Annotated in this window: 10 protein-coding genes; 6 read left to right on the top strand and 4 right to left on the bottom strand. The window is 50.4% G+C overall.

The annotated features are described in order from the left end of the window. Positions 1-56: 56 nt before the first annotated feature. Positions 57-974 (bottom strand): IS5 family transposase, encoded by a 918-nt coding sequence (locus AB5Y76_RS13465; RefSeq protein WP_100645812.1) that lies wholly within the window; start codon positions 972-974, stop codon positions 57-59. Between the two features lie 118 nt (positions 975-1092). Between AB5Y76_RS13465 and AB5Y76_RS13460 the strand changes: the two genes are divergently transcribed. Genes AB5Y76_RS13460 through AB5Y76_RS13445 form a run of 4 tightly spaced genes read left to right on the top strand, consistent with a single transcriptional unit; the run spans position 1093 to position 9368 of the window. Next, entirely contained in the window at positions 1093-4467 is a 3375-nt protein-coding gene (locus AB5Y76_RS13460) for an AAA domain-containing protein (protein ID WP_368177740.1), read from the top strand. Positions 4468-4485: 18 nt separating this feature from the next. Continuing rightward, positions 4486-7590 (top strand): type I restriction endonuclease subunit R, encoded by a 3105-nt coding sequence (locus AB5Y76_RS13455; RefSeq protein ID WP_368177739.1) that lies wholly within the window; start codon positions 4486-4488, stop codon positions 7588-7590. Continuing rightward, positions 7590-8303, top strand: coding sequence for a M48 family metallopeptidase (locus tag AB5Y76_RS13450; protein WP_127005517.1), 714 nt, complete (start codon positions 7590-7592; stop codon positions 8301-8303). The genes AB5Y76_RS13455 and AB5Y76_RS13450 overlap by 1 nt, the downstream gene beginning before the upstream one ends. Next, a complete protein-coding gene (locus tag AB5Y76_RS13445) occupies positions 8304-9368 on the top strand; it encodes a hypothetical protein (protein WP_263717046.1) in 1065 nt (354 codons plus the stop codon). Between the two features lie 137 nt (positions 9369-9505). On the opposite strand, the gene AB5Y76_RS13440 is transcribed toward AB5Y76_RS13445, so the two are convergent. From AB5Y76_RS13440 to AB5Y76_RS13430, 3 genes are all read right to left on the bottom strand, one after another. Beyond that, positions 9506-9661: a hypothetical protein gene (locus AB5Y76_RS13440; protein WP_201956133.1), complete on the bottom strand. Its 156-nt coding sequence runs from the start codon at positions 9659-9661 to the stop codon at positions 9506-9508. Between the two features lie 248 nt (positions 9662-9909). Continuing rightward, positions 9910-10194, bottom strand: a complete 285-nt coding sequence (locus AB5Y76_RS13435) for a hypothetical protein (protein ID WP_219277299.1) — start codon at positions 10192-10194, stop codon at positions 9910-9912. 170 nt (positions 10195-10364) lie between these two features. Beyond that, the gene (locus tag AB5Y76_RS13430) at positions 10365-10553 is read right to left on the bottom strand and encodes a DUF3283 family protein (protein ID WP_029303587.1); all 189 of its coding nucleotides are present in this window, start codon (positions 10551-10553) and stop codon (positions 10365-10367) included. 115 nt (positions 10554-10668) lie between these two features. Here AB5Y76_RS13430 and umuD point away from each other — a divergent pair, with 115 nt between their 5' ends. Continuing rightward, positions 10669-11112, top strand: a complete 444-nt coding sequence (gene umuD / locus AB5Y76_RS13425) for a translesion error-prone DNA polymerase V autoproteolytic subunit (RefSeq protein WP_025327594.1) — start codon at positions 10669-10671, stop codon at positions 11110-11112. Beyond that, positions 11093-11664 (top strand): Y-family DNA polymerase (locus AB5Y76_RS13420; RefSeq protein ID WP_368177738.1); only part of this gene is annotated, 572 nt, incomplete at its 3' end. The genes umuD and AB5Y76_RS13420, both read left to right, overlap by 20 nt.

The following is an 11664-nucleotide window of genomic DNA, read 5'->3' as shown; positions in this document are numbered from 1 at the left end:
GGCGTTGTTTCCCAAATCAACCATCAAGCAGCAACTGCCCCAGCCCCTGGTGACCGCTACACTCGGGGCTTTCTGACAGGTAGACCAAGGGTATTCAGCTTGTTTATGGCGCTAACATACGCCATGACTTCTCCCACTTGGCCGTTGTAGTTACGCAGACTGATTTTCCCCGCCAGCAATTGCTTGAGCCGATACATCGCCGTCTCTGCCAGCGAGCGACGGTGATACCCCGATATCTTCTTCCAGTGCGCCAGCCCTTTCTTGCGCATCACCAGCACGGCCTCATTTCTTGGATGCCCCTTTTTCCATAACCCCGCGCTCTTACGAGGCGGGATACAGGCTGTCGCCCCTTTGCGCGAGATAAGCTGATGGCTGGCTTTGCTGTCATAGGCACCATCCGCATAAACATGTCCCAGCTTACGCCGCAGAGGGTTGAGCAAGGTGGGCAACACCTCGGCATCATGGACATTTTCCAGTGAGACTTCCGCCGCCACGATATCGTGGGTCACCGGGTCTACCGCCAGATGCAACTTGCGCCACACTCGCCGCTTCTCCGAACCGTGTTTTCTGACCTTCCACTCGCCTTCCCCAAACACCTTCAGCCCGGTTGAGTCGATAACCAAGTCGGTAATACGTTCCTTTGGGGGCTGTCGATAAGCCACAGTCACCGAGCGTGCTCGCTTGCTGACGCAGCTATAGTCCGGTGCGCACAACGGTACATTCATCAACTCGAACAGGGAGTCTAGTAGTCCCTGAGTGGCCCGTAGAGTGAGGTTGAAAATCCCCTTGAGCATCAGGAAGGTACAGATGGTCTGGTCGGTGTAAAGCTGGCTGCGACCTCGGCGCCCATGATGGTCGTGGTGAAACCAGCTGTTCATGGCTTCGGCATCAACCCAGAAGGTGAGTGAACCACGGTTAATCAAAGACTTGTTGTATGTAGGCCAGTTGGTGATGGGGTGAAGCGACGTGCCCATGATGCAAACTTGAAGAGGATGGTGGTGATCAGATCTCCGAGTCCTCAGTAAGTTCCCTTCAAACTGCATCGATTTAGGCAACAACGCCCTTGAGTCCATTAAGTCTATTCACGCTGAGTTGTCAGCAATTTACGAGCAACTGAGCGAATTCAAAAGTGCCTTACCTAGTGATATCGCATCATACATTGATGATTCACAGGCAGGATTGCTGTTCTGTGCAGAGTTGCTTTCCATTATTGGCGCCTTGCCGACAGAGCTTATCAAGGCTCGTGACCCACTCTTTGATGACGATGATATTGATGCAGTACTGCTTGAGTTAATGCATCAGATCGAAGCATTGCGCCCCTTGAGAGATAACTTATCTGACTTGTATCAACTGGACAGGTTGCCTTCCCATGAAACGCTCGCTCATGCTGTTGCTGTTATCCAGCAAGGAGGCTTCTTTGCATGGTTCAAGAGTGATTGGCGTCATGCCAAGGCTTTGATCATGGGGCTATCTCGCCAACCTGGAACCAAGTTTGCCGAGTTGAAGCGTTGGGCGGCTAATTTGGTCAAGTACTCGGAATTACAGCAGCAGTTCGAGCAAAGGGCATTTGGTGATCACCTAGGTAATGCCTATCGTGGACTGGACACAGACTGTGGACAGCTAATGCAATTGCGTGATTGGTACAAGAAAGTCCGATCTTGTTATGGCATTGGCTTTGGCAAGCGAGTTGCGATAGGAACGGGATTATTTGGTCTGGATGGCGAGATTGTAAAAGGTGTACATCTGTTCGAGAAATCTCAGATCAGCTCGAGATTAAGGGCCTTGGTAAATCAAGCTGAGTGCGAGGCCAAATTGCTGCCGCGTATTTACAGCCTTCTGAGTGAGCCTGCTTCTTGGTTAGGTGATCAAGGTGTATTGAATCAAGCATGCCAGCAGGTGCAAGACACATTGATCGCTTTGCAAGGGTGGTTTGTCAGCCCAGAGATGTCATTGGGGCAGATGACACACTTTGCCGATCTTTTGCAGAAAATAAATGTATTGCAGGCATCCCTTGAAAATGACAAATCTCATTTGGGGGTATTGTCACAATTAAAGCCCTTGGCTTTCGGGGTACATAAAGACAATCAACAAACCTTGAGTATTATCAACAGTACGTTGGAGTTTGCTGGGAAACTGGTTGAGCAGATAAGTTGTGCAGCCTTGGCTACCAGGATCAGAGCACTGGAGAGTGGTAGCGACTACGAATTACTCCGTCGTGATGGTGCGCAAATAGCTATGGTGTGGTGTGAGCAGGTCCAGCATGCTGCGTCATATGCGCAAGAAACGATGCTGGATATAACTCAATGGAGCAAGTCGACAGATGGTTCCCTTCGGACATTATTAGAGAGAAATGCAAGGGCAATACAACAGCCTCTCTGGTTGAATGGATGGGTAAACTTTATCCGTTGTTACGAGCAAATGCATGAAAATGGCTTGCAGCGTATCTGGTCTGCCGTGCTTTCTGGAACACTCCCTATTGAAAAAGTCGAGCTAGGTTTGGCATTGGCACTTTATGACCAATTGGCCCGAGAAGTTATTACTGCTCATCCAGAATTGACGCAGGTTTCAGGCTCCCAGCGTAATGCATTGCAAGAGTCTTTCAAAGAATACGATAAAAAACTGATTGAATTGCAGCGTCTGCGAATTGCAGCAAAGATTGCTTGCCGTCATATACCAGAAGGGAATGCTGGGGGTAAGAAAAGTGAATATACGGAACTTGCCTTGATCAGAAACGAACTGGGTAAAAAGGCCAGACACATTCCAATCAGACAATTGGTTAATCGAGCGTGCAATGCTCTGGTTGCTATTAAGCCTTGTTTTATGATGGGGCCAATGTCAGCTGCTCATTACCTCGAACCTGGACGGATGGAATTTGACTTGGTTGTGATGGATGAAGCATCTCAGGTGAAACCAGAGGATGCGTTGGGCGTCATTGCAAGAGGAAAGCAATTGGTTGTCGTTGGGGACCCTAAGCAGTTGCCGCCAACCAGTTTCTTTGACCGTAGTGCTGATGGTGAAGATGACGATGATGCTGCAGCTTTGAGTGATACCGACAGCATCCTTGATGCGGCCTTACCGCTGTTCCCTATGAGGCGTTTGCGTTGGCATTATCGTTCACGGCACGAAAAGCTGATTGCTTACTCTAACCGACATTTCTATAACAGTGATTTGGTTATATTCCCCTCCCCAAATGCTGAGTCGCCGGAGTATGGGATCAAATTTACTTACGTGTCGAAAGGGCGTTTCTCTAACCAACACAATATCGAAGAAGCCCAGGCAGTTGCTGAAGCGGTACTTCATCATGCGCAACACAGACCCGGTGAGTCACTAGGGGTTGTTGCTATGAGCTCCAAGCAACGCGATCAGATTGAGCGAGCGATCGATGAACTGCGCCGCAACAGGCCTGAATTCAACGATGCAATCGATGGCTTATATGCCATGGAAGAACCGTTGTTTGTTAAAAACCTCGAGAACGTTCAGGGGGATGAGCGTGATGTAATCTTTATTTCGTTTACCTATGGACCCTCTGAACATGGAGGAAAGGTTTATCAACGCTTTGGCCCAATCAATTCTGATGTCGGTTGGCGTCGTTTGAATGTGCTCTTTACTCGTTCGAAGAAGCGGATGCATGTGTTTAGCTCAATGCGCTCTGAGGATGTCGTGACTAGTGAAAGCAGCAAACTCGGGGTTGTTTCGTTGAAAGGCTTCCTTCAGTTTGCCGAAAATGGCAAATTGGATTCAGTAGTTACCCATACAGGGAGAGCTCCTGATAGCGACTTTGAAGTTGCTGTAATGGAGGCACTCAAGCGTGCAGGGTTTGAATGTGAGCCACAGGTGGGAGTTGCCGGATTCTTTATTGACCTGGCAGTGAAAGATCCTGGTTGCCCAGGTCGGTACCTAATGGGCATCGAGTGTGACGGTGCGTCCTATCATTCTGCTAAATCTGCCCGTGACCGTGACCGCTTGCGCCAAGAGGTGTTGGAGCGTTTGGGTTGGAAAATTAGCCGTATCTGGTCCACAGACTGGTTCATTAACCCTGACGAGGTTCTGTCACCGATCATCCGCAAACTCCATGAGCTTAAGACATTGGCTCCCGAAGTGGCCCTACCTTCATACGAGTATGTTGGGACGAGTGAGCAGAATGATGAGGGCTCATTCGAGTTGGTCAATTCCTTTGTGCCAGGCTTGGGACTGAAGGAGCAACTCAGACATTTTGCCAAGCATGTGATTGAGGTTGCGTTCCCCGATGTCGATGAGGATCGTCGTTTATTGCGGCCAGCCATGCTTGAGGCTTTGCTAGAGCATCAGCCTCTATCACGTTCTGAGTTTGTTGAACGCATCCCTCACTATCTGCGGCAAGCGACAGATGTAGATGAAGCACAGCGTTTTCTTGATCGGGTACTGGCATTAATTGATGGTGCAGAGGCGGAAGCGCAAGATGCTGAGTTTGAACCTGAATTGGCATAATCAGAGGTAATAAGAACAGTGACAACTGTCGGCCAACTTGAACGAGCTACCCAGCAGCGAGTAGTGCGATTTTTTATCGAGGCGCTGGGCTATCGCTATCTGGGTGACTGGCACACCCGGCCCAACAATCGTAATGTCGAGCCCGCTTTGCTGACCAGTTGGTTGGCTGGGCGTGGGGTGGATGCCGCGCTTATTCCCCGAGTGTTGCGTCAGCTCGAGCGTGCTGCCAGCTTGGGAGAAGGGCGCCAGCTCTATGATGCCAATAAAGAGGTCTATCGCCTGCTGCGCTACGGTGTAAAGGAAAAGGCCGGGGCAGGTGAGCAGAATCAGACGGTCTGGCTGGTGGACTGGGCCAATCCAGAGGCTAACGACTTTGCTATCGCCGAGGAAGTGACTGTCGCGGGGGAGAATACCAAGCGGCCGGATCTGGTGCTCTACGTTAACGGTATTGCGCTTGGTGTGATCGAACTCAAGCGATCTACTGTCTCTATTGGTGAGGGGATCCGGCAGAACCTGGATAACCAGCAACAAGACTTTATCCGCAACTTTTTCACCACCCAACAGTTGGTTATGGCGGGTAATGACAGCCAAGGCCTGCGCTACGGCACCATCAAAACCCCTGAGAAATACTATCTGGAGTGGAAAGAGGCTGATTCTTCACTGGACGGAAACCCGTTGGATCGCCATCTTGCACAGCTCTGCGACAAGAGGCGCTTTCTTGAGTTAATTCACGACTTTATCGTGTTCGATAGTGGGGTGAAGAAGACCTGCCGCCATAACCAGTATTTTGGTATTACGGCGGCCAAGCGCTTTATTGCACGCCATGAGGGCGGGATCATCTGGCATACCCAGGGCAGCGGTAAAAGCCTGACTATGGTGTGGCTGGCCAAGTGGATCCGAGAGAATGTTGCTGATAGCCGAGTCTTGATCATCACAGACCGTACTGAACTCGATGAGCAGATAGAGAAGGTATTTGCCGGGGTTGAAGAGGAGATCCTGCGTACCAAGAGTGGGGCCGAGCTGGTACGCCGTCTTAATGAAGCACACCCTTGGTTGCTTTGCTCTTTGGTGCACAAATTTGGCCGACACACGGAAGAAGAAGGTGAGACGGCTGAGCGAGATGACGATGAATTTATCGCCGAACTAAAGGCAAGCCTGCCAGCTGATTTTGCTCCCAAGGGCAAACTCTTTGTGTTTGTGGATGAGTGCCATCGTACCCAGTCTGGCAAGTTGCATGGGGCCATGAAGAGCATATTGCCCGAGGCACTTTTTATTGGCTTCACCGGAACCCCCCTGATGAAGAAGGATAAGAAGAAGTCGGTGGAGGTGTTTGGACCCTTCATTCACACCTACAAGTTCGACGAGGCGGTGAGCGATGGGGTGGTGCTGGACTTGCGTTATGAGGCCCGTGACATAGACCAACGGGTCAAGTCTCAGGCCAAGGTGGATGAATGGTTCGAGGTGAAGACCAAGGCGCTCTCCCGGCTTGGTCGCCAGCAGCTTAAAGAGAAGTGGGCCTCGATGCAGAAGTTGCTCTCGAGCCGATCACGGCTTGAGCAGATCGTGGCCGATATCCTGCTCGATTTTGATCGCAAACCGCGTCTGGCTGATGGCCGTGGCAATGCTATGTTGGTGTGTTCCAGCGTTTATCAGGCTTGCAAAAGCTATGAGTTGTTCAGTCAGGCGGGGTTTGCAGACAAGTGTGCCATCATCACCAGCTATCAGCCTAATGCCAGTACCATCAAGGGGGAGGAGACTGGGGAGGGGTTGACCGAGAAGTTGGCCAAATACCACATTTATCGCAAGATGCTGGCGAACTTTTTTGGTCAGAGCGAGGATGAGGCTGGAAAGCGAGTTGAGGAGTTTGAGGCAAAGGTCAAACAGCGTTTCATCGATGAACCTGGTCGAATGCGGTTGCTGATTGTAGTCGACAAACTGTTGACTGGTTTCGATGCGCCTTCGGCTACCTACCTTTATATCGATAAAAAGATGGCCGATCACAACCTTTTTCAGGCTATCTGTCGGGTCAACCGGCTCGATGGTGCCGATAAGGAGTATGGCTATATCGTCGATTACAAGGACCTGTTTCGTTCTCTTGAGAAGACCGTCAAGGATTATACCGCCGAGGCGTTTGAAGGTTATGACAAGGAGGATGTCGCTGGGCTACTCAAAGATCGCTTGGCCCAAGGTCGGCAGGATCTTGACGACGCTCTGGAGGTAGTGCGAACACTCTGTGAACCGGTCAAGGCACCTCGTTCAGATTTGGACTACCAGCATTACTTCTGTTGCGACGCAGGTGCAGATGAGGATGAGTTGATCGACAAGGAATCTCTGCGTCTGACACTTTATCAATATGTCGCCAAGCTTATCCGAGCATTCACAGCCTTGGCTGGTGAGATGGAAGAGGCTGGGTATAGCTCGAGCCAGGCAACTGCCATTCGCAATGAGGTTGAGCATTACACCAAAGTGCGCGACATGATTAAAGTGGCCAGTCATGATCGCGTAGACATGAAGCAGTTCGAGCCCGCGATGAGGCAGATGCTGGATCTCTATATTGATGCCGATCCCAGTGAAACACTGATGGACTTTGAAGAGTTGGGATTGCTGGAGCTGATCATCGAACGGGGAGCCCAGGCGTTGGATGGCGCCCCAGAGGGCTTGCGTAAAGATCCCGAGGCTATGGCTGAGGCGATTGAAAATAACGTGCGACGGACCATCGTCGACGAGAATCCGGTTAACCCCAAGTACTACGAAAAGATGTCGGTGCTCCTCGATGAGCTGATTGAACTACGTCGTTCCCAGGCAATCTCTTACCAGGAGTATCTGGAGAAAGTGCGAGAACTGGCTATGAAGGTGAAACGTCCAGCCAGTGGGGGGGCACAAACCTACCCAGCGAGTGTCGATACATCGGCCAAGCGTGCGCTATATGACAATTTGGGCTGCGATGAAGTGCTGGTGACCAAGATCGATACAGCCGTCAGATATACCAAAAAGGCTGACTGGCTCGGTGATCGCTTCAAAGAGCGGGAGGTTGCCTTTGCTATTGCCGAAGTGATCAAAGAGTACAATGTGACAGTCGCAGATGTGATGACGTTGGTAAAAGCTCAGCCGGAGTACCACTGATGGCGTTGGTTACCTTTGGTGAGCTGACGTTCGAGTTGCAGCGCAAGGGCATCAAAAACCTGCACATCAATGTATTGCCCCCTGATGGACGGGTGCGTGTATCCGCGCCTGCTTCTTTGTCAGATACCGCCATTCGAGTTGCAGTGGTGCGACGACTTGCTTGGATTCGACAGCAGCAGGCTGCGTTTGTTGCACAGCCGCGTCAGAGCGAGCGCAAGATGTGTAGTGGAGAAACCCATTATTTATGGGGACGAGGTTACCGGCTGGATGTGATTCAGACCGATGGGGACCATAGTGTCAAGTTGCAGGGGGGCTGGATCCGTATGCGAGTGCCCGCTCATTACGATGCAGCTCGTCGAGAGGCATTGTTGCTAGAGTGGTATCGTCAACTTTTACGCCAGCGTCTTCCGGTACTTATTACCAAGTGGCGGGAGATGCTCAAGGTTGCACCTTCTTTTGTCGGTATCAAACGCATGAAGACCATGTGGGGTAGCTGCAAAACAGATACTGCTCGTATCTGGATTAACCTCGAATTAGTCAAGAAGCCTCCTGAATGTCTGGAATTTATTGTTGTTCACGAGATGGTGCATCTGTTAGAGCGCAAACATAACCAGCGATTTATCTCCCTGATGGATTTGCACTTGCCAAATTGGAGAGAGCACCGAGAGAAGCTGAATAAGATGCCACTGGCGTTTAACCGATGGGGCTATTAAATGTTTCTTTATGACCCGGAACAGTATATTGAATGGCTTGGTTTTTCTTCACAAGGGGATTTTTTCCATGGGATATTTAGCTCTCCATTACTGAGTGAAGGGAAGTTGCATGCGCCATGTGCAAAAACACTCAAGAAGTTTTTTTCATTTAATGAACCAGTAAAGGTAACTCCTCAGGCTGAAAAGTTTTTCCATAGATTAAAAGAAAGCCTTGTTTCTCTGGGTGTAGAGCCTGAATACCTGGAGCCGTCATCCGAGCCTATTCTGAGGGTTCAGTTCTCTGCTCGGGTTAAATGGCCTGCCTTATTTAAAGCGTTACAAATTAATGGGTATTATCCGCAGACATGTATACAAGCTAATCATCTGCTTGGTAGATTACTGGAGTTATTAGATAGCTTGGATGGCCTTGATGGCCAAGAGCGAATTCAGAAAATAATTGATAACGATTGGATATTGTCAAGTCTGACTGAGCTGGGCGTTGGGTCGGTTGTCAATGATTGTGATGTAAGTATAGAGCTTGAAGATAATGAGACTCTGGCTAAAATTTTACATTATCTAAACATCTACATGTTTATTAAGGTGTTTGCCGCGTTTGACGCTGATTTTAACAGCAAGGTATCGATGGAGAATAAGAAGTCTCTATTTTTAAAACTGATGCCTACGTCTCCTCTTGAGGATTGGATACCCCATAAGTCAGGTATAATTGAACCCTTGCTTCAGGCTTTTGAGTCTAAGAGGGTAGGTTATCAAGCATTTGCTAAGTATGCTAATTGTAATGAAGACTCTATAAAAACTAACTTGCGTCAGTTTTATGCAAATGAAAGGAATCTGAAATTTAAAACCGTGCAAAAATGGTTCTTTGGTGCATTTGAGGAACTATCACAAAAGAAAGACCTTGACGAAGCTGAAGTACTTAATTACTGTGAGCCGGCTTGGTGTGTTGCGGATATATTGTCCAGATGGATTAAAGTAACGCACTCCTCTGAATTTAATAATGTTCAAGTTACATGCTTTAGTCATTATCAACGATTTTATAATGAAGCGATCGGCAGCAGGGAGCCATAGGCTCCCTGAAAAAATCATTCATCTTCCCCATCAGGACGCTCATCGTAGCCCCGACTCTGCCAATAGGCATCATGCTCGGGGTTTAATTGACGCGAACGGTTATCGTCGTCATCCTTTTTAGACATGTGATTTCCTTACTATTTCGTTGTTGGTTTTAGCGGGGGAACTGCAACCGTTTTTTGTGCACGAGCGGTGAAGCTGTCTTTACTCACCCCACCTCCGTTAGTTCGCGCTTCAGCACTCTGGATACGTGATACGGCTTCTGGGGTCATTGGCTTTTTGTTATTGCTCATGATGGTTCTCCTTGTCATCTCCAGTGGACTTACTGGATAGCGACAATGTATGAAAATAAACGCCATCTGGCAGGGGGCAAAAAATGGAAATTTTTCAGGGTTATGGTGAGTCGCATTAGAAGGTGAATTACGTACCGCTCAACCTATTTAGTCTAAGAGTGGAGCCAGGTGGTCGATAAGTGTCCCGCATCGAAACAAGCTCGGGACACTGTCATTATTTATTTGGGTCAATATATAACCAGGTTGTGCTATCTGAGCATGACCTTGCCTGATGGTATCTGACCTGCGTCTTCAAGACTCAAATAGCGTGGGCCTTGTACGCTGGCCAGTGACTTGAATAGCCACGGATGAGGCTTTAGCCAAGCTTTGGTGTCTTCGTAAACGTCTCCACCGACCACGAAGTAACGACCATCACACCCGTCATCGTGTAGTTCATTGACATCAGGTGTCGAGAGTTTCAGCTGGCAGCCTTCGATGACAACCACGACTTGAGACTTGTAAACCCCAATGACGGTGGAGATTTTGTTGGCCATATCACTTGAAACCCGCCAAGCGCTAATGGCGCCCTTGTAAGCACCTCGGCTGGAGTAGGTCTCTACCAAGTTGACTACCAATGCCGTCACAATACGTACCTCGTTAAGTTGTTTGGAATGCGGTTTGTTGCTAGTGACCTGCATAGCCACCGATGAACGTGTTGATAGGGTCAGCGAGACTTGAAGTAGGCGACCTTCTCAAGGAAGTAGCGACCCAGTTCACCTTGATGTTGGTTCGCTTCGCTTTCTGCGCTGGCCAAGTGACCGTTGCGCTCCTTCCATACCGCATATGCGGCGGCCTTCTCGACCTCGACCCGTTCTTGCTGCTCTTTCGGTAGGGCACACAGATTGTGACTCATACTGACCTCTTTGTTATTTGTTGGCGCCATGGTACGCCATCACTGGCATGCGGGACTTGCGCTGGTTCAAAGGTGATGCGCTATAATGGCTGTATATAAATACAGGTGTTTTGCCATGAAGCTGTTAACCCCAGACCCATCACCCGCCGAGGTGACCATCCCGCTGTTCTTGCACCGCGCCTCTTGCGGCTTTCCCAGCCCAGCCAGCGACTATCTGGAAGGGAAGTTGGACCTCAACACCCACTGCGTGGCGCACCCTGCAGCCACCTTCTATCTGCGTGCCGAGGGGGAGAGCATGACCGGGGTCGGCATCTTTCCCGGTGACTTGCTGGTGGTCGATAAGAGCCTCACCCCTCGCCATGGTGATGTGGTGATTGCACTACTCGATGGCGGCTTCACGGTAAAGACTTTGCAGCTCAAGCCGAGGTTGCGGCTGTTGCCAGCCAATCCGGCGTTCGCGCCTATCGACCCTTGTATGAGCCTCTCCCTGGAGTTGTTCGGAGTGGTCACCCATGTGATTGGCAATCTGAGGCAGCGTGATGGCTATAGCGCTCGTTGATGTAAACAACTTCTACGCCAGCTGTGAGCGGCTGTTTCGCCCTGAGCTGCGTGGCCGCCCGATCGTGGTGCTCTCCAACAACGATGGATGCGTGGTGTCGCGCAGCCCCGAAGCCAAGGCGATGGGTATCAAGATGGCCGGGCCCTACTTCAAGATCCGCGAGCAGTTCGAGGCGCATGGCGGTGTGGCATTCAGCTCCAACTACGCGCTCTATGGAGACATGTCTGGCAGGGTGATGAGCACGTTGGAGACCATGTCCCCCGAGCTGGAGGTCTACTCCATTGATGAAGCATTCCTGTCACTGTCGGAGTCGTTTGCCGGTGACCTGACAGCCTATGGACAACAGATCCGGCAGCGAGTGTGGCAGTGGACCGGCCTAACGGTAGGGGTCGGGATTGGTCCCACCAAGACCCTCGCCAAGCTGGCCAACTATGCAGCCAAGAAGTGGCCTGCCACTGGCGGCGTCGTGGACTTGCGTGACGAGCTGCGCCGTGCCCGGCTGATGGCTATCACCCCGGTGGACGAGGTGTGGGGCATAGGACGGCGCTTGGG

It is taken from the genome of Aeromonas sp. R1-2 (genome assembly GCF_040908505.1).
Taxonomy (GTDB): Bacteria; Pseudomonadota; Gammaproteobacteria; order Enterobacterales; family Aeromonadaceae; genus Aeromonas; species Aeromonas veronii.
Note: the sequence above shows the minus strand (reverse complement) of the source record. Positions and strands in the feature narration are given on the sequence as shown.

Excerpts from the sequence above, each read along its gene's own strand:
- AB5Y76_RS13465 (WP_100645812.1), bottom strand. The coding sequence starts at position 974 with ATGGGCACGTCGCTTCACCCCATCACCAACTGGCCTACATACAACAAG.
- AB5Y76_RS13450 (WP_127005517.1), top strand. The coding sequence starts at position 7,590 with ATGGCGTTGGTTACCTTTGGTGAGCTGACGTTCGAGTTGCAGCGCAAG.
- AB5Y76_RS13445 (WP_263717046.1), top strand. The coding sequence starts at position 8,304 with ATGTTTCTTTATGACCCGGAACAGTATATTGAATGGCTTGGTTTTTCT.
- AB5Y76_RS13440 (WP_201956133.1), bottom strand. The coding sequence starts at position 9,661 with ATGAGCAATAACAAAAAGCCAATGACCCCAGAAGCCGTATCACGTATC.
- AB5Y76_RS13435 (WP_219277299.1), bottom strand. The coding sequence starts at position 10,194 with ATGGCCAACAAAATCTCCACCGTCATTGGGGTTTACAAGTCTCAAGTC.
- AB5Y76_RS13430 (WP_029303587.1), bottom strand. The coding sequence starts at position 10,553 with ATGAGTCACAATCTGTGTGCCCTACCGAAAGAGCAGCAAGAACGGGTC.
- umuD (WP_025327594.1), top strand. The coding sequence starts at position 10,669 with ATGAAGCTGTTAACCCCAGACCCATCACCCGCCGAGGTGACCATCCCG.